Here is a 25297-nt window from a genome sequence, read left to right as displayed (position 1 = left end):
CTCAAAACCCATTTCTTGTCAGTGGCGGTAATTTTCGCGAAACCGGTAAAGTTCCGCCACCGGCAATAGGCGCGGATTCTTGTCGGCGAGCAAGAGCTTTTTGGTTAACGAGAAGTTAACAAAAGCGCCGCGAATTTGTTGCGAACGCGGATTCCTCCATATGCTTCCGTAAGTTAGCTCGATCTTCGAAGCCGGCGATGTCGAGCCGGAAATGCAGATCCGCATACCTCATCCACACGTTCGTTCATCATTTCCACGGACTAAAACGCGATTCGGCAGAATCATCGAGGTGCAATTCTGCACGTAGCCACAAACGAGTCGCGGTGATTTCTGTATGCGCAATTCAATTCATTACGGAGTGGATCATGCGCATCGTGGTCGTTTCGCCAGACCTATATGAGCCCGAGAGCGGCCTGCTGACGCAGATGCATCGCCTTCGTGCTCTGGTCTTTGGATCGCGCCTGGGCTGGGACGTGGAGATCGCGGCCGACGGGGAACGCGACGAGTACGACACGCTCGCGCTAACCTACATCCTGGCGGTCGACGCCACCGACCGGGTCGCCGGCTGTGCCCGCCTTCTTCCCGCAGGCGGACCGACCATGCTTCAGGACACCTTTCCCCAGTTGTTGCGAGCGGGGCGGCTAGAGGCCCATTCGGGCATGATCGAGAGTTCACGCTTCTGCGTCGACACCAATCTCGAAGCGGGCAGGGGAGGGGGCCAGTTGCATCTGGCGACGCTGACGATGTTCGCCGGCATTATCGAGTGGTCGATGGCGAACGGTTATAACGAGATCGTCACGGCGACTGACCTGCGTTTCGAACGCATCCTCAATCGGGCCGGGTGGCCGATGCGCCGTCTCGGTGACCCGGTCCCGGTCGGCAACACGATCGCTGTCGCCGGAAGCCTGCCAGTCGACAATGCCAGCTTCGATCGTGTCCGCCCGGCAGAATACAAGCCGATGATCGTCGGGAGTGGCCGCGGGTCGAGGACTGCGGCATGACCCACCTGCACTCGCATTCCCGTCTCGTTCGCAAACTCCAGGACGCGCTCGGCGACCGGCTCTGCGTCGCTCTTGACGATGCCACGGTCGTCGAGATCATGCTCAATCCGGATGGCAGGCTCTTCATCGAGCGGCTGGGCCACGGTGTCGCTGCTGCCGGCGCGATGAGCGCGGCTGCAGCGGAGGTCGTAATCGGCAGCGTCGCTCACGCGCTGCAATCCGAGGCTCACGACGAACGGCCGATCATTTCCGGCGAACTGCCAATCGGCGGGCACCGCTTCGAGGGTTTGCTGCCTCCGGTCGTTGCCGGCCCGGCCTTCACGATCCGTCGGCGCGCGTCACGGCTCATTCCATTGGACGAATATGTGCGGTCGAAGGTAATGACCGAAGCGCAGGCGTCGGTGCTGCGCAACGCGATCGCGTCTCGCTCGAATATCGTGATTTCCGGCGGAACGGGATCGGGCAAGACGACACTTGCCAATGCTGTCATCGCCGAGATCGTAGCGGACGCACCCGACGATCGGATGGTCATCCTGGAGGACACCGCCGAAATCCAGTGCGCTGCGGAAAATGCCGTGTTGCTGCACACCAGCGACACGGTCGACATGGCCCGGCTCCTCAAAAGCACGATGCGGCTGAGGCCCGACCGGATCATCGTCGGCGAGGTGCGGGACGGCGCAGCGCTCACGCTCCTGAAGGCCTGGAATACCGGCCATCCCGGCGGCGTCACGACCGTTCATTCCAATACGGCGCTCTCGGCCCTGCGCCGGCTTGAGCAACTGACCGCAGAGGCCAGCCAGCAGCCGATGCAGGAAGTAATCGGCGAGGCAGTCGATCTCATCGTCTCGATCGAGCGGACGGGGCGAGGGCGGCGGGTCCGCGAGGTCATCCATGTCGAGGGTTTTGGCAACGCCCACTACCGGACCGAACATTACGCACAGATCGAGGAGGACAGCCATGTCGCCTAAAAGACCCCTTATCCTGGCCAGCGTCGCGCTGGCTTCCGTTTGCCTCGCGCTGGAGCCGGCTTTGGCTTCCTCCGGTGGCGGACTGCCCTGGGAGTCTCCGCTCCAGCAGATCCAGCAGTCGATCACCGGCCCTGTCGCCGGCTTCATCGCAATTGCAGCCGTGGCGATCGCCGGCGGCATGCTGATCTTCGGCGGCGAGCTCAATGATTTCGCGCGGCGGCTTTGCTATATCGCCCTGGTCGGCGGGGTGCTGCTTGGCGCCACCCAGATCGTCGCACTGTTCGGCGCGACCGGTGCTTCGATCGCAGCGGTCGACGCGCGCGCCGGACACAAAGCCGCCAGCCTATCCGTTCGCACGGAGGGGGAGGGGAGCCATGTCTGAGGCGGCCTCCACGCTTTTCCGTCCACGCATTCACCGGGCGCTGTCACGGCCGAACCTTTTGATGGGCGCCGATCGCGAGCTGGTTCTCCTGACCGGTCTTGCCTCGGTCATCCTGATCTTCGTCGTGCTGACCTGGTATGCGGCGCTATTCGGCCTCGCAGTCTGGCTGGTCGCGCTTGCCGCACTTCGAATGATGGCGAAAGCCGACCCGCTGATGCGGCGGGCCTATCTCCGGCATGTGTCCTACCGCGCCAGCTATCGGCCGACATCGACGCCCTGGCGGCGGTACTGAGGTCCTTGAGATGGTCGCACTCAAACGCTTCCGGCACGCCGGCCCGTCCTTTTCCGATCTTGTTCCCTATGCGGGGCTTGTCGCGAATGGCGTAATCCTTCTGAAAGACGGTTCGCTCATGGCCGGCTGGTATTTTGCCGGCCCCGACAGCGATAGCTCGACGGATGCCGAGCGCAACGAGGTGTCTCGGCAGATCAACGCGATCCTGTCGCGGCTCGGTTCCGGCTGGATGATCCAGGTCGAGGCCGTGCGAGTTCCGACCGAAGTCTATCCTGATGAAGCTGATTGCCATTTTCCCGACCCCGTCACACGGGCGATCGACGCCGAGCGGCGTACGCACTTTCAAAGGGAGAAGGGCCATTTTGAAAGCCGGCACGCGTTGATCCTGACCTGGCGGCCGCCAGAGCCAAGGCGATCCGGATTGACGCGCTATGTCTATTCGGACGCGGCAAGCCGATCTGCGACCTATGCCGACAAAGCGATCGAGGCCTTTCTGGCCTCGATCCGCGAGGTCGAGCAATATCTCATGAATGTCGTTTCGATCCGGCGGATGATGACGCGGGAGGTCGGGGAGCGCGGCGGTTATCGCCTTGCACGCTACGACGAGCTCTTCCAGTTCATCCGCTTCTGCATCACCGGGGAAAACCATCCGGTGCGGCTGCCGGACATTCCGATGTATCTCGACTGGCTGGTAACCGCCGAGCTTCAGCATGGACTGACGCCCATGGTCGAGAACCGCTATCTCGGCGTCGTCGCGATCGACGGCCTGCCGGCGGAAAGCTGGCCGGGCATCCTGAACGCGCTTGACCTGATGCCGCTCACCTACCGCTGGTCGTCGCGCTTCGTCTTCCTCGATGCCGAGGAGGCGCGCGCCAAACTCGAGCGCACACGCAAGAAATGGCAGCAGAAGGTGCGGCCCTTCTTCGACCAGCTGTTCCAGACGCAGAGCCATTCGGTCGACCAGGACGCCATGATGATGGTGGCCGAGACCGAGGACGCGATCGCGGAAGCCTCATCCGAGCTCCTCAGCTACGGCTACTATACTCCGGTCATCGCCCTCTTTGATGAGGACCAGACACGCCTGCAGGAGAGTTGCGAGGCGATCCGCCGGCTGATCCAGGCGGAGGGGTTCGGCGCAAGAATCGAGACGCTCAATGCCACCGACGCCTTTCTCGGCAGCCTGCCCGGCGTCACTTACGCCAATATCCGTGAGCCGCTGATCAATACGCGCAACCTCGCCGATCTCGTGCCGCTCAATTCGGTATGGTCCGGAAGCCCGGTCGCGCCTTGCCCGTTCTACCCTCCGGGCTCTCCGCCGCTCGTGCAGGTCGCAAGCGGATCGACGCCGTTCCGGCTCAATCTGCATGTCGACGACGTCGGCCACACACTGATCTTCGGGCCGACCGGGTCGGGCAAGTCGACGCTGCTGGCGCTGATCGCGGCACAGTTCCGACGTTATGCAGGCGCGCAGGTCTTCGCCTTCGACAAGGGCCGCTCGATGCTGCCGCTGACGCTCGGCCTCGGCGGCGACCATTACGAGCTCGGTGGCGATGCCTCCGGAGGAGGGGAGGGGAGGCCGCTTGCCTTCTGCCCGCTCACAGAGCTTTCGAGCGACGGCGATCGCGCCTGGGCCTCGGAGTGGATCGAGACGCTCGTGTCGCTGCAGGCTGTCACGATTACGCCGGACTATCGCAACGCCATCGCGCGACAGGTCGGGCTGATGGCGCAGTCGCGCGGCCGTTCACTTTCGGATTTTGTTTCGGGCGTGCAGATGCGCGAGATCAAGGACGCGCTTCACCATTATACCGTGGATGGACCCATGGGCCAGTTGCTCGACGCCGAGGAAGACGGGCTTTCGCTTGGCAGCTTCCAGTGCTTCGAGATCGAGGAATTGATGAACATGGGCGAGCGCAATCTCGTGCCGGTTCTCACCTACCTTTTCCGCCGCATCGAAAAGCGGCTGACCGGCGCACCCAGCCTGATCATTCTCGACGAAGCCTGGCTGATGCTCGGCCATCCCGTCTTCCGCGACAAGATTCGCGAATGGCTGAAGGTGCTGCGCAAGGCCAATTGCGCGGTGGTGCTCGCGACGCAATCGATCTCAGATGCGGAGCGATCGGGCATTATCGACGTGCTCAAGGAGTCTTGCCCGACGAGGATCTGCCTGCCCAACGGCGCGGCGCGCGAGCCCGGCACGCGGGAATTCTACGAACGCATCGGCTTTAATTCCCGCCAGATCGAGATCGTCGCAACCGCGCTGCCCAAGCGCGAATATTACGTCGCGTCCCCCGAGGGCCGTAGGCTCTTCGATATGGCGCTCGGTCCTGTCGCGCTCTCGTTCGTGGGCGCCGCCGGAAAAGAAGACCTCAAGCGCATCCGGTCGCTTCACTCCGAACACGGGGCCGAGTGGCCCCTCCATTGGCTCCAGCAAAGAGGAATCGATCATGCCGAAACGCTTTTTCGGGTCAAATAGTGCCGCACATGCACTCGCGCTCGCGGCTGCCATCCTGGTGGTCAGCCAGCCCATTCCGGCATTGGCCGGGGGTGTCACGGGACAGGCGACCGAATGGACCCAGCTCGCCAACAATGCCGAGCTCATCTCGCTCGTCGGCAAGTCGGCCGAGCAGGTCAACAACCAGATCACCCAGATCACCCAGTTAGCCGAGCAGATCCAGAACCAGCTGAACATCTACCAGAACATGCTGCAGAATACCGCCCAGCTGCCCGATCATGTCTGGGGTCAGGTCGAGAGCGATCTGATGCACCTGCAGAACATCGTCTCGCACGGGCAGGGCGTGGCGTTTTCGATGGGCAATATCGACGATGTGCTCAAGCAGCGCTTTCAAAGCTTCGCCGATCTCAGGACGACGCTGCCCGACAATGCGACGTTTTCGAGCTCCTACCAGATCTGGTCAGACACCAACCGCGACACGATCGCCGTCACACTGAAGGCTGCGAACCTGACCGCCGAGCAGTTTTCCAGCGAGGAGGCGACGATGAACTCGATCCGCTCGATGTCGGAAACCGCCGACGGCCAAATGAAGGCGTTGCAGGTCGGACACGAGATCGCCGCCCAGCAGGTCGCGCAGATGCAAAAGCTGCGCGGGCTTGTCTCGCAGCAGATGACCATGATGGGCACCTGGTACCAGTCGGAGCAGGCGCGAAAGGACCTCGCGCAGGCCCGGCGCGAACAGTTCTTCAGCGCGCCTCAGCACGATATTCGCGGCGGCCAGGTGATGGAGCCGCGCTGGTGAGCCCGCGTCTGATCATCGCCCTTGCATTGGCAGGGATCGTCGCCCTCGGCGCCGGCGCCGTCTGGCTTGTCGTACAGCCCCGCGCGCTGGGCAAGTCAGGAGGGAGCGCGTCCATCGTGCAACTCACATTCGCCGAAGAGCGCCGGGAGCATCGGCAAAAGTTCTTCAGCGGCGATCCGGAGCGGGATATTCGCGGCGGAGAGGTGATGAAGCCAAGATGGTGATCGTGCGGCCTTCACGCAGACTGGAACTCGTCTTCATCGCGGTGGCCATGGTGCTGCTCGCGAGTGCTCCGGCGCTCGCGCAGCAAGGCTCCGTGCTGACAACCCTTGAAAGCCAGGTTGCCAGCGCCGCCAAGGGGTGGGAGACGACCGTGATGAACGCGGCGCGCTCGCTGTTCTGGATTCTTGCCAGCATCGAGGTCGGTATCGCCGCCGTGTGGCTCGCGGTCAACGCCGTCTCGCTCGACAGCTGGTTTGCCGAACTGGTGCGGCGGATCCTGTTCATCGGCCTGTTTGCGTTCATTCTTGATCAGGGACCGACGGTCGCCAGGGCGGTGGTCGACAGCCTCTACCAGATCGGCGCCGGTGGCGGCTCCGCCTCGCCCGCCAATATCTTCGACGCTGGCATTCGTGTTGCCGCGAAAATGTCCGAACAGGCCAAGTTCGGCCTCTTCGAGGACAATGCGCTGGCGATCGCCGCCGTCTTCGCCATGGTCGTGGTGGTGATATCGTTCAGCCTGGTCGCGGCCATCTTCGTCGCCATCATGGTGGAAATGTATGTGGGGCTGCTTGCCGGCATGATCATGCTCGGGCTTGGGGGCTCGTCCTACACCAAGGATTTTGCGGTCAAATACCTGGTCTATGCCTTTTCGGTCGGCATGAAGCTGATGGCGCTGGTGATGATTGCCAAGATCGGCTCCGATGTCCTGCTGGGTCTCGCAGAGGCCCCGACGGCGACATCCGAACAGTTCATCACGACGCTTGCGATCGCCGGTATTTCGGTCGTGGTCTTCGTCATCGCCATGTATGTGCCGCCGATCCTGCAGGGTGTCGTGCACGGCGCATCGGTCTCGGGCGGGATGGAGACAATCCGGCATGGCGGCCAGGCCGCGAGCTTTGCCGCCGGCGGCGCATTCCTTGGTGCTGCCGCGGCGACGCGAGGCGCCCAGGCGGCAAGTTCGGCGCGAGCAGCCGGGTCATCATTCGCGGGAGCCGCACTGCGCGGCATAGCGTCCGGGATCGGGGGCGCTGCGCACGCGGCGGGTTCGGCGGCAAAGGAAAAGGCCATCGCCTCACCCGGCGCCTATGCCGGTTCCCTCCTCGGGCTCGCCAACGCCAAGCTCGATCAGAAACGGCATTCCGGCCGCACCACGCCTCCACCCCCCATCGACGAGAACAAATAGAAGGTTGATGACCCATGGCCGGATCCACGCCGCCCGACAATCCCTATCTTGCTGCGCGCCAGGAATGGACCGAGCGCTACGGCTCCTATGTCCAGGCGGCCCGCGCCTGGCGCGTGGTCGGCATGTCCGGCATGGTGATGGCCGTCATCGGCTTCTCCTATGCGCTTTACCAGAGCACGCAAGTGAAGCTGGTCCCCTATATCGTCGAGGTCGACACGCTCGGGGCGGCGGTCAATGCCGGCTTCCCGCAGCAGATAGAATATGCTGATCCACGGGTGGTGCGCGCCACGCTCGGCAGCTTCATCTCGAACTTCCGCTCGGTCACGCCGGACGCAGTGGTCCAGAAGCAATATATAGACCGCACCTATGCACTGCTCAGAACCTCCGATCCGGCGACCGAAAAGGTCAACAGCTGGTTCCGCGGAAATTCGCCGTTCGAGAAGGCAAAGACCGCTACGGTCGCCATCGAGGTGAACAATATCGTGGCGCTGTCGAACCAGTCCTACCAGATCGACTGGACCGAATATGAGCGCGACCGGAAAGGCAAGGAGACGGGCCTTAGACGGTTCCGCGGCATTGCCACCGTCACGCTTAACCCGCCGCAGGACGAAAGCGTCATTCGTCTCAATCCTCTTGGTCTCTACCTGCGTGATTTCGACTGGACCGCGCAGCTTTGAAAGGCATGGCACTCATGAATGCGATTACCAATGCGGCGCACCACAGCATGATGCTGTCGGCCGCCCTGGCACTATCCGTCCTGCCGCACCTCGCCGTCGCGCAGTCGATGAGCGCGAACGAGACGAAGGGTGCGGCGATTTCGAACCAATGGCGGGCAGGGCGGGGACTTGTGACCAGGGGCGCCGACGGCAAGGTGATCTTCCTGTTCGGGGAGGTCCAGCCCTCCGTCGTCTGCTCGCCGCTGCAGGTCTGCGATATCGAGCTTCAAGCCGGCGAAGTGGTCCGCGACGTGCTCGTCGGCGATACGGTGCGCTGGAAGGTGGAGCCGGCAACGTCCGGTGCGGTCGGCGGCCAGGCGATCCACCTGATCGTCAAGCCGTCGGAGCCGGGCCTGGTGACGTCTATGGTCGTGACGACTTCGCGGCGCACTTACCATATCCAGCTCAAATCGAACGTCGCGCAATACATGGCGCGGGTCGGTTTCGAATATCCGGAAGATGTATCGAACAGGCTCAAGGACATCAACGCACGACTTGAAATGAGCACGATCCCCGGCGCCAATGTACCGGCCGAAAAGCTGAACTTCGGCTATTCAGTTTCGGGGAGTGCCAGCTGGCGGCCAACGCGGGTCTATAGCGATGGCGCCAAGACCTATATCCAGTTTCCCCGCTCGCTGGCCGGCCAGGACGCGCCGGTGCTCTTCGTGATCTCCGGCGGCGAAAACCGCATCGTCAACTACCGCATGAACAGCGGGATGATGGTCGTCGACTATAATATCGACCGCGCCGTGCTTGTCTCAGGCGTCGGCTGGAAACAGCAGAAGATCACCATCAGGCGGGGAGAGCGGTGATGCGGATCTTCCTGCTTCGGGCGATCATCGCCGCCAGCCTCACAGTGGCAGCTGCCGGCTGCCAGTCCACCAGTGCCGTTGGCCTAGTCGCCAGCGACGCGCCTCTGGACGTGTCCGGGCCAGCGGCGAGCGCCATCGCTGGCGACATGGTCAGCCGGCTTGCCGAACAGATCGGTCCGGGCACCGCGACCGTGGTGCTGAAACAGGACGCCTCCCCGTTCGGCCAGGCGCTGGAGGCGGCTCTCAAGGGGTGGGGCTATTCCATCGTGACCGACCAAAAGACCGACGACAAGTCGAACCTTGTTCCGATCTCCTATGTGCTGCAGCCCTATGAGAACCAGGTTCTCGCCCGTCTCTCCACCTCCACGGTCGAAATCGGCCGGGCCTATGTTGTGACGGCCACCGGAGCGACGCCGGCAAGCCCGCTCTCCGTGATGCGGAAAGGGTGAGGGACACGCCATGACGCAATCGCTTCAATTGGGCGGATCCGCCAACGGCAGCCGGGCGACGCAGATGCAGCGCGTCAATCGCCTTCCCATCATCGTGGCGATCGTATTCGTGATCGTGTTCCTGGCCGTCATCTTCTTCGGACTGACCAGCCGTGGTCTGTTCTTCGGAAAGGAGGCCGGCCTGAACCAGACCACCGGCAATCCGGCATCGACCTATGCCGACCAGCTCAAGCAGGGCGTCACCGACGGCATCATTGGCGAGCCGGAGAAATCGCAGACCTTTCAGCCGACACCCGTCGAGACGAAAGAGGACGACGCAAAACCCTTCGGGGATCACCCCGAAAAGGTGCAGGATCAGACGCAGAAGAGGGGCGTGGCTTCCGATGACGAATGGCGGGCACGGCTGCAGCGGGAACAGGATGAGCAATATCTGCGCGAGCGCTACCGGCAGCGCATGGCGCGGCTGCAGGCCAATGCTGCAGCGCTCGATGCGCCGCTGGTGATCGATCGCAACAAGCTTGAGGCAAAGGCTGAGGTGACGGACGCAAAGACGGTCACAGCCAAAACGCCAGATGCACAGACATCGGCGTCGGATCTCTATGCTGCAGCGCTGAGGAATGGCCTTCCCGGACAGGAGGCGGATCAGAACGGGCAAAGATCCAAGGAGGACTTCTTCAATGCCGACATTAAGAAACTCGGCTATCTGCCCAATCGTGTCGTCCCGCAGTTTTCGGACTACGGACTAAAGCGGGGCTCCGTCATTCCGGCAACGCTGATCACTGGCATCAACAGCGGTCTGCCGGGCCGCATCACGGCCCAGGTCAGCCAAAACGTCTATGACAGCGCCACCGGCCATCGGTTGCTCATCCCGCAAGGCGCGAAACTGTTCGGGCGTTACGACAGCAAGGTGTCGTTCGGCCAAAGTCGCGTTCTCGTCGTCTGGACGGACCTCATTTTTCCGAACGGTTCTACGCTACAGATCAGCGGCATGGCCGGCACGGATGCTGAGGGCTATGGCGGTTTCCACGACAGGGTGAACAACCATTATCTCAGAACCTTCGGCTCCGCAGTACTCATCGCGCTGATCGGAACCGGGATCGATGCGTCGATGCCCGACAGCTCGACCCTGGCGACGCAGGAGACGGCGTCGGATGCGGCGAGGCGGAATTTCGCGGAAAGCTTCGGTCGGGTCGCCGAGCAGACGATCAGTCGCAATCTCAATGTCCAGCCGACGCTGGAGATCAGGCCGGGCTACAAGTTCAATGTCCTGGTCGATCAGGACATCATTTTCCCGGGCTTTTACCGCAACTAGGGCATAGCGCGACCGGCCGCCGCCGTGGCCACCCCGACGGCTGCGACATTATGTGTGCAGCAAGCGTTTTACTAACTTTCATGCTGCAAAACCCGCGAAAATTTCAAAGCACGCCCATACACAAATACTTCATTTCGAGATAGTCATCGATCGTGACGCGAGTCCTTAGCCCCCATTGGAACATCTTTCAGGCAAGGGAGTGGGCGTTTTCCAAATGCAGAAGATATGGATAAACGAACCTTTGCAAGCGCATTTTTATGATGTGAATAGAGGCCCACCAGACTCGAAATGGCAGTGCAGATGACCCAGGGGCGCGCAAGCGCTCACGAAATCGCGCCAGCGGGCTTCTGTGGCGGAAATGCCGCGAAATCGGCCGGCTTGAAGGGATCGGGTGGCGCCCCTCGTTTCAGGTGGACCTCGAGATCGAAAAATCGCGCGGCGGAGCGCCTGGCCAGGGCCAATGGCCCACCGCTATGACCTGAACTCATTCGACCGTTTTATCGCGAGTTTCCAGGAAAGTAATCGAATGGCTGAGGCTTGCGGAGGTCGCAGCTTCGCCATATATTTTGTACAATAAATGTGTTTATGGATATGGCAGAAAGATGGTTCAGGCTCAAAAGATCCACAAAGATGGCGGACCGCTGATCTTGTCCTACATGGACAAGGGCGGAAAGATTGCTGTTCAGCAGGTCGCAGACGGCTTCGGCATGTCGAAAACGCAGCTGGCCGAAACGGCCGGTCTCGCCCGCGAAACGCTTTACCGCCTGGAGCGCAGCCGCGGAACAAGGACGCAGAACCGTCTTCGCGAAATGCTTGAAATCATCAGCCGGGTCACCGATTGGGCCGGGGGCAAGGAGCAGGCCATGGCGTGGTATCGCGCCCAGCCACTCCCGGCTTTTGGCGGCCGCACGGCGGAGTCGCTGGTGAAGGACGGCAAGGCGGCAGCTGTCCGAGATTACCTCGATCATATGGCCCTTGGGGGCTTTGCTTGAGGTTCGTTGAGACCTGCTACCGAGCACATGATCCACGCTGGGCATTCAAACCGACCTCGGGGGATGGCGCCGCCATCAGGGGCGCACGCTTCAATCCGAAAGGTGTGCCGGCGCTCTACCTCGCCCTCAGCATCATGACGGCGGTTAAGGAAGCCAATCAGGGCTTTGCGCATCGCATCGATCCCTGCGTGCTCTGCTCGTACGATATCGATTGCGAGGATGTGGCCGACCTGACCACGTCGGAGGGGAGGAGTGCATTTTTCGTCTCGATGGAGGAGATGGCCTGCAGCTGGGCCACAGCCCTTGCGGAAGGGAGGCGGCCCGCTTCCTGGGCAATTTATGATCGGCTGAGCTCGCGTGGCACCGTCGGCATTCTGGTGCCGAGCTTTGCGCCGGGCGCTGAGGAGGATGATCGAAACCTTGTCCTGTGGAAGTGGGGACCGGACCTCCCGCATCGCGTAATCGTGAACGACCCTAGCGGCCGGCTACCCAAAGATCAGTTGTCCTGGAGGTAACTGGCGCGGCGCGACCAGTTCTCACCCGGCTGAAGCGTTTGTGCGTCCTTGATGGCGGGCGCCGTATCGCCGAGACCAGTCCGGCATTCAACTCCGCCGCGTCCTCTGCATCAAATCCGTCCAGCCCCTTGGTCACAAGCCGAACGACCTGCCGCTTGGAGACGCTGAGGCGGACATCGTTCAGCAACATCGTCAGCCGCTCCATGGTCGCCTGTCCTTGCGCGTGCAGCATCAGGCAAAGCCGTCTGAGATTTGGACCGTATGTGAGTTTTGAACCGGCGACGGAAGCGCGCCGCGTCATGCAATCTGGCTCAGACCATGGATCCGGGACAAACATCCACAGGAACCGTTATGCATCAGTGACCGGTCTTAACGCAGAAATCCTCATGTGAGCCTTGCGAGCGGTTCTTGAAGCGCCAGGATTCGTTTCCGGTTTCGACAATCTCGCAATGATGGGTGAGCCGGTCGAGGAGCGCGGTCGTCATCTTGGCATCGCCGAACACTGTCGGCCATACTCAAAGGCCAGGTTCGTGGTGACGATGACCGAGGTGCGCTCGTAGAGCCTCTGATCAGATGGAACAGGAGTTGGCCGCCTGCCTGGGCAAATGGCAGATAGCCGAGTTGTCGAGGATGATGAAGTCGAGACGGTTGGGATCGTCGGCCGTCTGCCCTTGCTTGCCACTGTGCGTTTCCGTCTCCAACCGATTGACCAGAGCGATGACGTTGAAGAAGCGCCCACCGTTGCGGATCAGTGCACGGCAATCGCGACGGCCAGATGGCTCTTCCCCGTTCCCGTGCCGCCGACGGCCCGACATTGCGCTGGTCGGCGACAAAGGTGCCGGTCGTCAACTTCATTGTCATGAAGCGCGGCGGCACCGCGAGCCCCGAGCGCGATCACGAGTTCACTGACTGGAACGCCTGCGCCGACTTCGTCAATCGATTTCTTGAGACCGCCGGCTAATTAGCCGCATGTTTCGAGCCTTTCCAATCCTTAAGAAACCGGGGTGGGCAGATACAAGACTGTCACGAAACTCTTATGCGGAGGTTCTAAAACAGGAAGCTACCGCCAAAGAGTCCACGGCAAAAGTGGCAATCATTTGGACTGACGCAAGGGAAAATGACGTTTCTCGACACGATCGGCGGGATTCCATCGGCCAAAACTATATCGCGAAAAATCCCCTCGGGCATAAGACCGGATCATTTCTTTCTCTATAAGGATTTTCTTAATTGAAGTTGTTCTCTATCGCAACCTGTGCTAGATACCGACTTCTTTTCTGGCATGTTGCCAGAATGGCAGGGGACCACTGCTTTCACGGCGGTATACCGCGCGATCAGTCAGCAGCCTTACAGTGCAATCCATCCTTTTGGTAGAAAAAAGTTCTTTTGTGAAACTTGTGTAGAATATTTGTTGTACGCAAATCTCATTTCAATGAAAAGGTGTAATACATAATAGACGTTTGATTTTTTGATATACATTGATAAACAAACGACATACACAATTGATAGCTGATTTGATAATCGAGACTGAGTAGCTATAGAAAATTTATGGCCTTTTAAGGACAGACACTGACTAGCTCAGCGGTTCTGCTGGGTACATTACGCCATGTAAATGGGGGTACAAATGTTCAAGAAGTCAGAAGGAGGAATTGTTCTCGTTGTCGACGTGTTGGAGCTACGTCGGGCGGGAATAACATCACTGGTTGACGAGTGGGCCCGAGCGATCGGTCTCGAAGCCGTTGGAATCTCCCCCGACGAGATGCCGGCGCACAGCCAGTTGGGAGAGGTAGTGCGATTTGTCATATTGAGCATAGGAGGATCGTCCCTTCGCGAGGGAGTTCTGCAGAACTGGGCGAAGAGCGCGCGCGAATTGTTTCCGAACGCGCCGCGCGCCATTATTTCCGACAGAATGGAAGCCGAGGAGGCGATTGTGGCCGCCCAGATTGGCGAACAGGGCTTCCTCTCCACGAGCATGGAGCCTGGGATCGCGCGCCAGGCACTGACTTTCATCCTTGGGGGTGGAACGTTCTTTCCCCGCGAGGCCCTCCTCCACCAATACGCATCGACTGCGCGCTCTGTGAAGAGCCAGGCACACGATCATAAGAATGAAAATGAGGGACTGACGCGACGTCAGAACGAGGTGCTCGAGCGACTACGGCAAGGCAGGTCGAACAAGCATATAGCGCGTGACCTGGAGATGGAGGAATCGACGGTCAAGGTGCATGTCCGGCAGATAATGCGAAAACTCGGCGCTTCAAACAGGACACAGGCGGCACTGTTCGGCGCGGCGGTCCTGGACAAGGGGCCCGGCACCGCGCCCGTCCAAAACGGCGCGTCCAACGCCGTTGCTCCGGCCCTGCTTGCGCGCGGAGGCATCGCGATCGAACAAGCTGGTAGAAGCACGAGTGCAGGCGGAGCCCGGCCGACAACCAGCGTGCCGCCGGAAGCCAAGCCGTCGTAACCGCAGCCGAGGTGTACTACAGCGCCGCGCGTCGTATCAGGCGCGGCGCTGTAGCCTTTGAATTGCTGCATAATTTGTCCTTAGATCGAATATGATTTAAGGAATTATGCAGTAGCTGTCCGTTTGTCGATGTCTGTGCTCTTGCGCTCTACTCCAAAAAGCTTACTCACTGCGATTTGAGCGATCATGCTTCCGATGGTGTGCTCTCACTCGGGATGATGGCTGATTGAACCGATGTCTTCCCGCCCCCCGTGTACTACCTTGGAGACGATTTATGGGGGTATGCAAACATGAGAGCGTACACGTTCGGAGGCGGCATCTGGTCGTCACTCTTCCATCACTTTACTCCGTACGACTTCTGCAGCCTCCCTACGTATTGGAACGAACCCTTTGGCGCATGCAGCCAGCGGGAAGGTCCGCCGGTTGTCACAAAGGCGGTGACGGCCGAAAGCGCGCTTGCTGTGACCGTCGTCGGCGGCGCCGACGCATTCGGGGCGGACTCGACGGCCAGTGCCAATGTCAGCCTCCAGCTGGTGGACCGAGGACTCGCCACATTCGCGATCGGCAGCGCCAGCTTCACTGCAGCGGCACGCGGCAACTCCGCCTTCGCAACGGCGTATGCAGGCGTGGCAATAGCGGGCGCCGATCTGTCTATCGTGTCCACGAAATCGGCGGCAGGCGTAGGAAGCGGCAGCGGTTCCGATGAATTGGGTGAAACGACGAACCTGAGCTTCGTGGCCCTCGACTTGAAGTTCGATCTCGGTCACCGGGTACAGGTCGAAACGGCTGAATCCCACGTTTTGGACGGCGCGAACATTGGGGCGTTGCAAGGAAATACGGCGTTCTTCAACGTCGATGCCGCCGCGGCAGGCGAGAACAGTTTCGTGGACGTGCAGGCCGACGCGGTGGCGGTAGAGGACGCGCTGTCCACTGTCACGGTCTCCGCGACCGCAGCCGTAAGCGGCGAAGTGGCCTACACGGAGATCGTCGGCTCGTCGCGGCCGGACGGGATCAGCACCGGGCCTGGCGACACGCTTGTCTTCGCAGGAGCCGGTAACGACAATGTTCTGGCAGGTGCCGGGGATGACTGGATCCTCGGAGGCCGGGGCCGCGACACGGTTCATGGAGGGGCGGGAAACGACACCGTTCTTGGTGAAGATGGCACGGACCGACTGCATGGCGAAGAGGGCGCGGACTGGATCTTCGGCGGCGAGGGCGACGACACGGTTTCCGGCGGCGGCGGAGACGACCTTCTCCTTGGGGGCGACGACGGCGATACGGTGAACGGTGGAGGCGGGAACGACATCCTGTGCGGCGGCGAAGGCCGCGACTGCCTGGATGGCGGGGCTGGCGACGACATCTTCCGGCTTGGCGCTCAGCGCGACGACGACAGCGACGTCTACAGCGGCGGAAGCGGCAGCGATCTGTTCCTTCTCGGCGCCGGGTTCGAGCGCGACGTGATCCAGGACTTCTCCATAGGACAGGGCGACCGCCTGGCCATTTCCGATCTGGACGAGCTCGCCGCGCTCGGGCGAGGCGCGTTCACGATGCAGTGTTCGTCCCGCGATTCGGATGACCTGGTGATAAGCTTCGATGTTTTTGACCGCCGCTCCGAGCTGACGCTGGACGAGTTCTTCGCACTCAACCCAGATTATGGTGGCATGCCGCGCAGGGGAATCTTCAGCGACGCCCAGGCGGAAGCGCTGCTCAGAGCGGTCTCCCTTGATGCCGACGACCGTCAGGACGTGCAGGAGGCTCAACTGCTCCTGCAACTCGGCGACCTTTTGTCCTTGCTCGGTTAACGGCCCGCACGGCGGATTGCGTACGCCCGAGCGAAGCGGCCTCGCTGCCGCTCCAGAGACGGTGCTACTTTCGCCTGAGGCTCCCACAAAAGATCTATAGCGCTTCCGAGCCTTAGGCCCTTTCAGGACCATTGGACGGATCCATCATTTGAACGTCTGATACCGACGAACGTCAGGTGTATGGTGCCTTGACGATTTGGACGAGATAGTGGAGGTGACATGTCCGTGACCCGTACATCGACCGTAGGCACCAGCGTTTCGACCTCGACCGGCGATGCTGGCGACGAAACCTATTCCGAAACCTCATATGCCTCCGAGACCACGGTGTTCGTCGGGGTCTTGTCAGACGCCGACGACACAGGGTTCGGCTTGGGAGTTCAGACCGACGCCACAGCCTTGGGGACCGATACCCTGGCCCAGCTCGAGGTGACCGCGACCGTTTCCGACGGCCCATATGTTGATTCCGCCTCGGCCTCCGTAGAGGCAATCGCGGTCGCGGAGTCGCCCGACGGCGATGCTTACGCGGTCACAACTGCGCTGATCGAGGTTTATGGCGGAGCCGACCTCTACTTTGGCAGTAGTCAGTCGACCACCTATACGGTCCAGGACGAAACAGGGTCGACGACCGTGTCGGAGGTCTCGGCGACCGTTTATGCGCTGCAGTTTTCAGCGGACGGCGGTGCCGGCTCCGAGGAAGCGGTTCCGGATTACGTTCCCGAAACGCAGCTTCCCCAGCAGGAGCCGCCTTACCTCACGCCCGAATGCGGCTGTGGCGAACCAGACTTCGACGGGGGTTTCGGTTACGACGTCGATATCGACGGAAACCTCGCTGCATTCGACATCGAGGCATATGCGATCGGCCCGGACACGCTGGCTGACGTGTCCGCCGATGCGTTCGTTGTCGAGGATCAGATTTCTACGGCAACAGCGGTGGTCGTCGTCGCCATCGGATAAAACCCTTCATCGGTGAATGGTTGGATAAATCGCGCGAGCGAGTTCGATGGCGCATGCCTAAAGTATAACTATGTTCTTCATTGCTCAGACGCTGGCCGTTACGGGTTTTGCTATAGCAATGCACCAGATAAAGGCAAGAAATCCTCTATAGCATTACAACGAGCATTCGCATACTCCCTTAGTCTTGTACGTCGAGTGCCTCTTTGCTCTCGCTTAGCGCCAGACTTAAGCTTCCCTTGGTCAGAGCAGAAGCCTGACCCGATCACGTTAAAGGAGAGAGACTATGAGCTACTGCGATCCCAATGAATTCGAATTCGACAAGGACATCGAAGTCGAAGTGGAGTTCGATTTCGAAGCCGACGTCGACATCGACTACTACAAAGACGTTGATATCAATGTCGACTACTGGGTCGACGTCAACATCGACGGCAACGAAGCGACCTATGCGATCGATGTTGAGGCGATCGGCCACGATACCTCCGCCGAGCTGGACCTGGTTGTCCTCGTGATCGAAGACGAGCTGTCGTCGATCACCGCTGTGGGCCACGCCGCGGTCGCTTAAGCGAAGCCAAACTTCTAAAGTCGCTCCGGGAAACGGCTATACCCAACTCTCCGGAGCGCAAGGGACCCTGCTTTTGTCAGGGTCCCTTTTTTGCGTGCGGGGGCGGCTGCGGAGCAGCCACCGACCAAGGGTGTACGCCCGAAGGAGAGTCCACCAACGCGTTGTGTCAGTTCGGGCAAATGGGCCCTAGCATACTTCGAGAAGCACGCCGCAGAGACGTCGGCATAAAGGAGGGCAAAGTGGCTCGGATTTCGAATTTCCGTCGGTCGTCGACCGTATCGTCCCCCAATAGCGCATCGCCGTCGGTCAATGCGCCGTCCAGCAATAACGGCCCGGTGGCGCCGAACTCATTTACGAGCCTTGCCACGATGTCGGCACTGCTTTCGTCGCCGGCCTATACGCTCGTTCAGCTAAACAACAACGGCAACAACTACACCCATGCGGCCAATGGCAGCTTCCGGATAGAGGGCCTCGACGGCAACGACGACATCACCGTGGCAGCCTCGAGCACGGGCAATGACTATCTCGACGGCGGCGCAGGCAACGATAAGCTGAACGCGGCCGGTACCGATGATTTTCTCGACGGCGGCGCGGGCAGCGACACGCTGAACGGCAATGCGGGCAACGATATCCTGCGCGGTGGAGCGGGCGCGGACATACTCAACGGCGGGGCGGGTATCGACACCGCTGACTATTCCACCTCCGCCCTGGCAGTCACCGTCTCGCTTCCGTCCAACCCCAGCCGAACCTCGCGCGGTTCGGGAGGCGACGCCGCCGGCGACACGCTGAGCAGCATTGAGAACCTGACCGGTTCAGCCGGAGACGACCTGCTCAGCGGAAACGGGATCGACAACCAGCTCGTCGGAAACGCCGGAGAGGATATCCTGCGCGGCATGGACGGCAACGATCTCCTGATCGGCGACGGCATGGTCGACGTCAACATGGACGGCGTGCCGGACGACGAGAACATGGACGGCGTACCGGACGGCGTGGATGAGGATCAGGCCGGAGCCAACGATTTCCTCGACGGCGGCTTCGGCGACGACCGCCTCTACGGCGGCGGCGGCGCCGACACTCTCAATGGTGGGTTCGGCAACGACGTTCTGCATGGCGGTCATGGCGACGATTTACTCAACGCCAGCGACGGCGACGACATTCTCGACGGCGGCGAGGGCAACGACGACCTCATCGCGAGCCTTGGCGATGACATCCTGCGCGGCGGCGCTGGCGATGATTTTCTCCACGCCTCGATCGGCAATGACATTCTTGAAGGCGGCGACGGCAAGGACGAGCTCCTGGCGGGCGCTGGCGACGACATCCTGAACGGCGGCGCTGGCGACGATATCCTTAACGGCGGCGGTGGCGACGGCGATCCCCTTAACGGCGGCGACATTCTGAATGGCGGTGATGGCGACGACATGCTGGTAGCAGGCGCTGAGCCCGACCAGATGGATGGCGGCGCAGGAAACGACACCGTGAGCTATGCCACCGGCGGCGCCGTCGGCATCAATCTGGGAACTGGCGCAGTCAGCGGCGCGGCCGCCGGCGACGTCCTGGTGAACATCGAGAACATCATCGCCTCCAGCCAAAACGACATTCTGGTCGGCGACAGCAACAATAACACCTTCACCGGCGGCGCCGGAGCCGACCAGGTCATCGGCCAGAGTGGATTCGACACGTCCGACTACTCGACATCAGCCGCCGGCGTCACCATCGACCTGAACACGACCGTGCTTGATCCTTTGGCACTCGGAACCGGAACCGGTGGCGATGCCGAGGGGGATACGCTTCAGCTCATTGAGCGGATCATCGGCTCGGCCTTCATCGACACGCTGAACGGCGGCGAACTCAACGACACCTTCATGGGCGGCGGTGGCGCGGATATCATCAATGGCGGTCTCGGGACAGACACCGCCGAATATTCATCCTCCGCTGCTGGCGTTTCCGTAACGCTGGACGACACAGGCGCTGCGCTCGGCCTCGGCGGTGACGCTGAAGGGGATATGCTGACCTCGATCGAGAATCTGATCGGCTCGGACGGCGACGATGTCCTGATAGGCAATTCCGGACTCAACCGCCTCGATGGGCGGGCAGGAAACGATTATTTTCGCAGCGGCGCTGGCGGCTCTTCCTCTCCGATACCCGCGACCGAACTCGTGATCGGCGGCGAAGGCATCGATACCATGGACTATTCGGCCTCGGCCGCGGCCGTGATCGCCAGGCTTTCGGACAGCCTGACAAGCGGATCTCTTTCCACAGGCGGGGAAGCCGATGGCGACGTTCTCGTCACGATGGAAAACATCGTCGGCTCCGCGTTCGGGGACCAGCTCTTCGGCGCCTCTGGAACCAATCGGCTGGAAGGCGGCGGCGGCAACGATCTGCTTGCAGGCGGGGCCGGCGCGGACGTGCTGATCGGCGGAGACGGCGCCGACACCGCTTTCTATCAGACCTCCGGCGCTGGCGTCACAATCGTCCTCGACAATACGGGCGCCGCGCTCGGCGTCGGCGGCGATGCGCAGGGCGACCAACTCAGCACGATCGAGAATCTCTTCGGCTCCAATTTCGACGACCTTCTGGTCGGCAATGCCAGCGTAAACCGCCTCGATGGCGGCGGCGGAAACGACACCTTCCGGAGCGGCGCAGGCGGCTCATTCGCGGGCGGGATCGCAGAATTCATTATCGGCGGAGCAGGCATCGACACGATCGACTATTCCGCCTCCACGGGCGCGGTGCTCGCACGCCTCTTCAGCGGCACGTCCGGCAGTCTCAGCCAGGGCGCCGAGGCCGATGGAGATTTGCTCCTGCAGATGGAAAACGTCATGGGGTCGAATTTCAGCGATCAATTGTTCGGAAGCACTGCGGGCAACAAGCTGGTCAGCGGTTCCGGCAATGACCAGATGCGGGGTGGCAGTGGCGCCGACATTCTCTCGGCAACGGGAACCGGCGCCAAGACCTTGTTCGGCGATGGAATCGCCGATGGCGGCGTGGCCGGTCAGGATACGTTCCGGATTCTCGGCGGCACGGGCAATGTGATTGCTGACTATCAGTCTGGCGAAGACCTCTTCCTGAACAGTCTCAACGCAACAGGCGGCATTGCGCTCACCGCGATTAGCATCGGCGGCGTGGCAACATGGGTCGGCCGGTTTACCGGTAGCACCCACCAGACATACGTCGCATTGGGCGCCCAAAGCTCGGTTAGCCAGGCCCAGGCGGGCGCGGCGCTCAATACGCTCATTGCGAACGACCTGTTCATCGATCCGGCTCTGATCGCCTGAGACCGAACCAACAAGGGGGCTGGGGAATGGCTGCAAAAGCATCGGCCGACAAGCGTCGGCGCAGCAAGACGGACTTGGATTACGCGACAGGGCAAATTCGCTCGTCTCTCCTGGTACTGGCGATATTCAGCTTCGCCATCAACCTGCTGATGCTGACGTCGCCGCTTTACATGCTGCAGGTCTACGACCGCGTTCTCGTGTCCGGCCGGGTAGAGACGCTCGTCATGCTGACGGTTCTCGCCGGGAGCGCCCTGCTCGTGCTCGGAGTACTCGACAGCCTGCGCAGCTCGGTGATGGTCAGGATGGGGTGCTGGCTGAACGACAGGCTGGGGCCAGTACTGATCTCGGGTGGCGTGCGTGCCCGGCTAGTCGGCGACAATGCTGGCGCGCAGCCTCTGCGCGATCTCGCCCAGGTGCAGTCGTTCCTGTCCTCGCAAGGACTGGCCGCGCTTTTCGACGCGCCGTGGACGCCCGTCTTCCTCGCCCTGATTTGGCTGCTCCATCCGGCGCTCGGAACCCTTGCGGTCGGCGCGGCACTGCTTCTGGCGCTGCTCACCCTTCTCAACGAACTGACGACCCGGAGCGCGTCCCAGACCGCCAGCACCAAGCAGATCGCGGCGTTCCAGCAGGCGGAGTCAACGATCCGCAACGCCGAAGTGGTGCGCGCGATGGGAATGCTACCCGGACTGCTCGAACGCTGGCGGGCGAGCAACGATTCCTCGCTCAGTGCAACCCTTTCCTCGGCGGAACGCGGCGCCGCGATACTCGGGATCACCAAGTTCCTACGCTTCTTCGTACAGTCGGCCACGCTCGGGCTTGGGGCCTATCTGGTGCTAAAGGGCGAAGTGAGTGGCGGCGCCATGATCGCGTCTTCGATCCTTCTTGGCCGGGCGCTCGCTCCGATCGAGGTGGCGATGGGAAGCTGGCGGAACTTCTTGGCGACGCGGATCGCCTATGATCGCCTGAGGTTGCGGCTGCAGAGCATCCCCGCCGAAGCCCAGCGGACACGCCTGCCCGAGCCCTACGGACACATCTCCCTCAAGCACGTCTCCTACTCCGCGCCGGGGACGAAGGCGCACGTGATAGACAATGTCAGTTTTCATCTGACGCCCGGCGAGGCCTTGGCGGTGATCGGACCATCGGCGAGCGGCAAGAGCACGCTGTGCCGACTGATCGGCGGGATCGCCGCGCCATCGGGAGGAGAAATCAGGCTCGACGGCTCCGAACTTCACCACTGGGACCCGGAACAGCTGGGCCGCTATGTCGGCTACCTGCCGCAGGACGTGGAGCTGTTTTCCGGCTCCATCCGCGACAACATCTCACGCATGGCCATGGCGGACGACGACGACGTCGTTCAGGCAGCGATGCTGGCGCACGCCCACGAGATGATCCAGCGTCTTCCGCAAGGCTACGAGACGCCGATCGGCGATGCAGGCGCACGGCTGTCAGGGGGCCAGCGGCAGCGCATCGGCCTCGCGCGCGCCGTGTTCGGGAATCCGAAGATCATCATCCTGGACGAACCTAACGCGAACCTTGACCAGTCCGGCGAGACAGCGCTCGCCGCTGCGGTGCGGGCGCTGAAGGAGCGCGGCGCCGCCCTCATGATCGTCGGCCACCGCCCGTCGACCCTGGCCCAGGCGGACAAGATCCTGTTCCTCCGTGACGGGCGCGTCGAACTCTTCGGCGCGCGCGAGGATGTCCTCGGTAAGCTCCGGCTGGCGGGCGGCGAGTCAAAGCGCCAGGAGCCTCAGCTGCGCAATGCCGCCGCGGCTCCGCCGCGCATGCCGCGCGTCACCGAAATGATCGGCGAATGAGCCGTACGGACGGCAAGGATACGTTGAACACTCAAATCCTCGAATGGAAAGGCAATCCCGTGGCAAACAGCAAGTCGAATGTAGTTGCGCTTCCGGGGAACAGGATGGCACGCCAAGAGGCTCTGCCGGAACCCCTCACGGTGCGCGAGGTGGTCAAGGTTCCGGTCCGGCTTGGTTTTGCCGTGATCGTCATATTCGTCGTCGGCGGCCTTGCGTGGTCGCTGTTTGCCCCAATCGCGGCCGGAGCGATAGCTCCCGGCATCATCAGCCCGGACGGAAGCCGGAGGACTGTACAGCACCTGGAAGGCGGCATTATCCAGGCGCTGAAAGTCCGGGACGGGGATTTAGTGCGGGCCGGCGACCCGATCGTCGTCCTTCAAAGCACTCAGGCAGCCGCGGCGAACGAACTGCTTCTGGAGCAGTCGAGAACGCTTGTGGCAACGCGGCTGCGTTTGCTTGCGGAACAGGCAGGCAATGATGCGGTCCATTTCCCGAACGAAATGGTGGCCGAGGACGATCCTGGGCTGCGCGAGGTCGTTCAGGGGCAGATCTCGATCTTCGAAATGCGCCGTGCGTCATTCTCGGCCCAGCTGCAGGTTCTCGACGACCGGGAGAACCAGTTCAGGGAGCAGATCAGCGCTCTGAAGGCACAAGTGGAAAGCGCCGACCGACAGATCGAACTTATCGCGAAGGAGCTGGCGGGGAAGGGGAAGCTGCTCCGCAAGGCTCTTGTCAGAGAGCCAGAAATACTGACGCTTCAGCGCTTCCAAGCCGCCCTCCAGGGCGAGCGCGGCAAGTATCTCGGCTCGATCGCCGAGATCAGGCAGAAGATCGGCGAGATCGCGACCCAACGCATCTCGCTCCGCGCCACGCGGTCGGAGGAGACGTCGACGGAACTCGAAAGAGTCCGCGCCGAGATGGCCAGCGTGTCCGAACGCCTCAATGCAAGCCAGGACATCCTGGATCGAACGACCGTGACCGCTCCGGTCAGCGGCAAGGTCGTGAACCTGCGTTTCAAGTCGGTCGGCGGCGTTATCCTCCCAGGCGAACCGGTCCTCGAGATCGTGCCGACCGAGGAGCGGCTGCTCATCGACGCGCGGATAGTTCCTGGCGATATCGATGTCGTGACAGTGGGGCAGACCGCGACTGTTCACCTCACCGCGTTTTCAAGCAGGGGCCTGCCGCGTGTGCAAGGCGTGGTCCGAAGCCTCTCTGCCGATCGCATCGTCGACGAGGCGACAGGCCAGGCCTACTATCTCGCACGCGTCGAGGTGCCGCGCGAAGAGCTTGCCGCGCTCGACAAGGGCATAGTCCTCGTTCCGGGAATGCCTGCGGAGGTCTTGATCGTGACGGCCGAGCAAACCGCCTTCGACTACATGATCGAACCTTTCCGGGCGGCCTTTCGCAGAGGCTTTCGGGAAAGCTGAGATCGCTGGCCAGGCAGCCGTGCCGGCCGTCTGGCGCGATCTTGACCCGTGGAACGTGCAAGCACCCGCAGGGGGCGGATGAGAGCTGCCTGCAGGCGTGACGCGCAGTTCGACTCTGATGGCATAGTGGAGCCTCTGCTTGGCTTGTTAGGAAAATCCGAGCTATGCGCCGAAAGGGTGAGCCGAGCGCGTCGCGACGTCGGTTGCAGCACAGACGGCGGAAAGAAGTGTCCGCCGTTCAGAATGAAGGTAAGCGCCTTCAGAGCGAGTTCCGGAGCGATGCTGGTCGGCACGAAGCCTCTCACTCCGGCCTCGAACGCTCGGGCCATCTCCCCGGGATCGTCGCAATCGGACATGACAACGACCGGGACTCCCGCAGCTCGGTCGACAAATTGCCGGAGCGAGACATCTAGCCCCGCGCGGAAGATCGATACGTTGCCGATGTTCATCAGGATCATGGCCCGGTTGCGGAGCGGTTCCGCCGCGCCCTCGAAGCTGGACATCTGCCCCAGTTCGATGCTGGCGCCGAAGCCCTCGGCCCAAGGCGTCAGCAAGGATTCGACCGCGGCGCGACGGAGGCGCAGGTCGTCCATGAGCAGGATGACCGATTGCCGGGCAAGTTCATCTGGCTTTTGCATCGACGCTCCGCATGTCACTCACCTGGGCCGCCGCGCTTTGGCGCAACACTGCATTGACGAGACAATTTTACGACAGCGCAGAAGAATTGTTTAGATCACCTTCTGGAACGTATCAGTATTCACTTTTGTAGAGCTGTCGTTTACACAGCAGAGACGTTTGCTATTTATAGCGAAGCAGTTCGGCATTTGTCTTGTCAGTACCAATTAGGATGTAGTACGGAATAATCATCTATTCGTCGTTTGCACGCTGGAAAGAACAACAGCCTACG

The 25297-nt window shown here is 61.5% G+C and carries 22 protein-coding genes and 1 pseudogene; 21 read left to right on the top strand and 2 right to left on the bottom strand.

Annotation, left to right across the window (positions count from 1 at the left end):
* Positions 1-365 precede the first annotated feature (365 nt).
* From traI to M728_RS28250, 14 genes are all read left to right on the top strand, one after another.
* Positions 366-1001: an acyl-homoserine-lactone synthase TraI gene (traI, locus tag M728_RS28315; RefSeq protein ID WP_026621612.1), complete on the top strand. Its 636-nt coding sequence runs from the start codon at positions 366-368 to the stop codon at positions 999-1001.
* A complete protein-coding gene (gene trbB, locus M728_RS28310) occupies positions 998-1969 on the top strand; it encodes a P-type conjugative transfer ATPase TrbB (RefSeq protein ID WP_026621613.1) in 972 nt (323 codons plus the stop codon). The genes traI and trbB overlap by 4 nt, the downstream gene beginning before the upstream one ends.
* Positions 1959-2351 carry a TrbC/VirB2 family protein gene (locus M728_RS28305; protein WP_026621614.1) on the top strand — a complete coding sequence of 131 codons (393 nt, stop codon included), beginning with the start codon at positions 1959-1961 and terminating at the stop codon, positions 2349-2351. The genes trbB and M728_RS28305 overlap by 11 nt, the downstream gene beginning before the upstream one ends.
* Positions 2344-2643, top strand: coding sequence for a conjugal transfer protein TrbD (locus M728_RS28300; RefSeq protein WP_026621615.1), 300 nt, complete (start codon positions 2344-2346; stop codon positions 2641-2643). Before M728_RS28305 ends, M728_RS28300 begins: the two co-directional genes overlap by 8 nt.
* A gap of 10 nt (positions 2644-2653) precedes the next feature.
* Positions 2654-5116 carry a conjugal transfer protein TrbE gene (locus M728_RS28295; RefSeq protein ID WP_026621616.1) on the top strand — a complete coding sequence of 821 codons (2463 nt, stop codon included), beginning with the start codon at positions 2654-2656 and terminating at the stop codon, positions 5114-5116.
* Positions 5088-5897 carry a P-type conjugative transfer protein TrbJ gene (trbJ, locus tag M728_RS28290; RefSeq protein ID WP_026621617.1) on the top strand — a complete coding sequence of 270 codons (810 nt, stop codon included), beginning with the start codon at positions 5088-5090 and terminating at the stop codon, positions 5895-5897. The genes M728_RS28295 and trbJ overlap by 29 nt, the downstream gene beginning before the upstream one ends.
* Entirely contained in the window at positions 5894-6121 is a 228-nt protein-coding gene (gene trbK / locus M728_RS28285) for an entry exclusion protein TrbK (RefSeq protein ID WP_026621618.1), read from the top strand. Before trbJ ends, trbK begins: the two co-directional genes overlap by 4 nt.
* Positions 6115-7302 carry a P-type conjugative transfer protein TrbL gene (trbL, locus tag M728_RS28280; protein WP_026621619.1) on the top strand — a complete coding sequence of 396 codons (1188 nt, stop codon included), beginning with the start codon at positions 6115-6117 and terminating at the stop codon, positions 7300-7302. Before trbK ends, trbL begins: the two co-directional genes overlap by 7 nt.
* A gap of 14 nt (positions 7303-7316) precedes the next feature.
* The gene (locus tag M728_RS28275; RefSeq protein ID WP_026621620.1) at positions 7317-7979 is read left to right on the top strand and encodes a conjugal transfer protein TrbF; all 663 of its coding nucleotides are present in this window, start codon (positions 7317-7319) and stop codon (positions 7977-7979) included.
* Positions 7980-8026: 47 nt separating this feature from the next.
* Positions 8027-8830 (top strand): P-type conjugative transfer protein TrbG, encoded by an 804-nt coding sequence (trbG, locus tag M728_RS28270; protein ID WP_245269734.1) that lies wholly within the window; start codon positions 8027-8029, stop codon positions 8828-8830.
* Entirely contained in the window at positions 8830-9279 is a 450-nt protein-coding gene (gene trbH / locus M728_RS28265) for a conjugal transfer protein TrbH (protein ID WP_026621622.1), read from the top strand. The genes trbG and trbH overlap by 1 nt, the downstream gene beginning before the upstream one ends.
* Positions 9280-9289: 10 nt before the next feature.
* The gene (gene trbI / locus M728_RS28260; RefSeq protein ID WP_026621623.1) at positions 9290-10591 is read left to right on the top strand and encodes an IncP-type conjugal transfer protein TrbI; all 1302 of its coding nucleotides are present in this window, start codon (positions 9290-9292) and stop codon (positions 10589-10591) included.
* A 602-nt stretch (positions 10592-11193) separates the two neighbouring features.
* Complete coding sequence (locus M728_RS28255; protein ID WP_026621624.1) at positions 11194-11583, top strand: antitoxin Xre/MbcA/ParS toxin-binding domain-containing protein; 390 nt, start codon at positions 11194-11196, stop codon at positions 11581-11583.
* A complete protein-coding gene (locus M728_RS28250; protein ID WP_026622609.1) occupies positions 11580-12098 on the top strand; it encodes an RES family NAD+ phosphorylase in 519 nt (172 codons plus the stop codon). The genes M728_RS28255 and M728_RS28250 overlap by 4 nt, the downstream gene beginning before the upstream one ends.
* A gap of 356 nt (positions 12099-12454) precedes the next feature.
* Here M728_RS28250 and M728_RS28245 read toward each other — a convergent pair.
* Positions 12455-12947: pseudogene (locus M728_RS28245) on the bottom strand (ATP-binding protein); the annotation flags it as partial.
* Positions 12948-13719: 772 nt separating this feature from the next.
* On the opposite strand from M728_RS28245, the gene M728_RS28240 reads away from it, so the two are divergent.
* The 7 genes from M728_RS28240 to M728_RS28210 all read left to right on the top strand — a co-directional run bounded on the left by M728_RS28240 (position 13720) and on the right by M728_RS28210 (position 24390).
* Positions 13720-14556 carry a response regulator transcription factor gene (locus M728_RS28240; RefSeq protein ID WP_198023427.1) on the top strand — a complete coding sequence of 279 codons (837 nt, stop codon included), beginning with the start codon at positions 13720-13722 and terminating at the stop codon, positions 14554-14556.
* Positions 14557-15017: 461 nt separating this feature from the next.
* Positions 15018-16358, top strand: coding sequence for a calcium-binding protein (locus M728_RS28235; RefSeq protein ID WP_198023426.1), 1341 nt, complete (start codon positions 15018-15020; stop codon positions 16356-16358).
* Between the two features lie 219 nt (positions 16359-16577).
* The gene (locus M728_RS28230; protein WP_026622606.1) at positions 16578-17312 is read left to right on the top strand and encodes a hypothetical protein; all 735 of its coding nucleotides are present in this window, start codon (positions 16578-16580) and stop codon (positions 17310-17312) included.
* Between the two features lie 283 nt (positions 17313-17595).
* On the top strand, positions 17596-17874 hold the full coding sequence (locus M728_RS28225; protein WP_026622605.1) for a hypothetical protein: 279 nt from the start codon (positions 17596-17598) through the stop codon (positions 17872-17874).
* A gap of 368 nt (positions 17875-18242) precedes the next feature.
* Positions 18243-21149 carry a calcium-binding protein gene (locus M728_RS28220; RefSeq protein ID WP_245269801.1) on the top strand — a complete coding sequence of 969 codons (2907 nt, stop codon included), beginning with the start codon at positions 18243-18245 and terminating at the stop codon, positions 21147-21149.
* Between the two features lie 26 nt (positions 21150-21175).
* On the top strand, positions 21176-22963 hold the full coding sequence (locus M728_RS28215) for a type I secretion system permease/ATPase (protein ID WP_026622603.1): 1788 nt from the start codon (positions 21176-21178) through the stop codon (positions 22961-22963).
* Positions 22960-24390 (top strand): HlyD family type I secretion periplasmic adaptor subunit, encoded by a 1431-nt coding sequence (locus M728_RS28210; protein ID WP_245269800.1) that lies wholly within the window; start codon positions 22960-22962, stop codon positions 24388-24390. Before M728_RS28215 ends, M728_RS28210 begins: the two co-directional genes overlap by 4 nt.
* Here the strand turns inward: M728_RS28210 and M728_RS28205 are convergent.
* Positions 24336-25028: a response regulator transcription factor gene (locus tag M728_RS28205; RefSeq protein ID WP_026622601.1), complete on the bottom strand. Its 693-nt coding sequence runs from the start codon at positions 25026-25028 to the stop codon at positions 24336-24338. The genes M728_RS28210 and M728_RS28205 overlap by 55 nt on opposite strands.
* Positions 25029-25297 lie beyond the last annotated feature (269 nt).

Source organism: Ensifer sp. WSM1721 (genome assembly GCF_000513895.2).
GTDB lineage: Bacteria > Pseudomonadota > Alphaproteobacteria > Rhizobiales > Rhizobiaceae > Sinorhizobium.
The sequence above is the reverse complement of the archived record's forward strand: the minus strand, read 5'-3'. Positions and strand labels throughout refer to the sequence as shown.

Coding starts and splice junctions, on each gene's coding strand:
- trbI (WP_026621623.1), top strand. CDS start 9,290: ATGACGCAATCGCTTCAATTGGGCGGATCCGCCAACGGCAGCCGGGCG.
- trbJ (WP_026621617.1), top strand. CDS start 5,088: ATGCCGAAACGCTTTTTCGGGTCAAATAGTGCCGCACATGCACTCGCG.
- M728_RS28240 (WP_198023427.1), top strand. CDS start 13,720: ATGTTCAAGAAGTCAGAAGGAGGAATTGTTCTCGTTGTCGACGTGTTG.
- M728_RS28210 (WP_245269800.1), top strand. CDS start 22,960: ATGAGCCGTACGGACGGCAAGGATACGTTGAACACTCAAATCCTCGAA.
- trbB (WP_026621613.1), top strand. CDS start 998: ATGACCCACCTGCACTCGCATTCCCGTCTCGTTCGCAAACTCCAGGAC.
- traI (WP_026621612.1), top strand. CDS start 366: ATGCGCATCGTGGTCGTTTCGCCAGACCTATATGAGCCCGAGAGCGGC.
- M728_RS28220 (WP_245269801.1), top strand. CDS start 18,243: ATGTCGGCACTGCTTTCGTCGCCGGCCTATACGCTCGTTCAGCTAAAC.
- trbH (WP_026621622.1), top strand. CDS start 8,830: ATGCGGATCTTCCTGCTTCGGGCGATCATCGCCGCCAGCCTCACAGTG.
- M728_RS28305 (WP_026621614.1), top strand. CDS start 1,959: ATGTCGCCTAAAAGACCCCTTATCCTGGCCAGCGTCGCGCTGGCTTCC.
- M728_RS28295 (WP_026621616.1), top strand. CDS start 2,654: ATGGTCGCACTCAAACGCTTCCGGCACGCCGGCCCGTCCTTTTCCGAT.
- M728_RS28300 (WP_026621615.1), top strand. CDS start 2,344: ATGTCTGAGGCGGCCTCCACGCTTTTCCGTCCACGCATTCACCGGGCG.
- M728_RS28230 (WP_026622606.1), top strand. CDS start 16,578: ATGTCCGTGACCCGTACATCGACCGTAGGCACCAGCGTTTCGACCTCG.
- M728_RS28205 (WP_026622601.1), bottom strand. CDS start 25,028: ATGCAAAAGCCAGATGAACTTGCCCGGCAATCGGTCATCCTGCTCATG.
- M728_RS28255 (WP_026621624.1), top strand. CDS start 11,194: ATGGTTCAGGCTCAAAAGATCCACAAAGATGGCGGACCGCTGATCTTG.
- trbL (WP_026621619.1), top strand. CDS start 6,115: ATGGTGATCGTGCGGCCTTCACGCAGACTGGAACTCGTCTTCATCGCG.
- M728_RS28225 (WP_026622605.1), top strand. CDS start 17,596: ATGAGCTACTGCGATCCCAATGAATTCGAATTCGACAAGGACATCGAA.
- M728_RS28215 (WP_026622603.1), top strand. CDS start 21,176: ATGGCTGCAAAAGCATCGGCCGACAAGCGTCGGCGCAGCAAGACGGAC.
- trbG (WP_245269734.1), top strand. CDS start 8,027: ATGATGCTGTCGGCCGCCCTGGCACTATCCGTCCTGCCGCACCTCGCC.
- M728_RS28275 (WP_026621620.1), top strand. CDS start 7,317: ATGGCCGGATCCACGCCGCCCGACAATCCCTATCTTGCTGCGCGCCAG.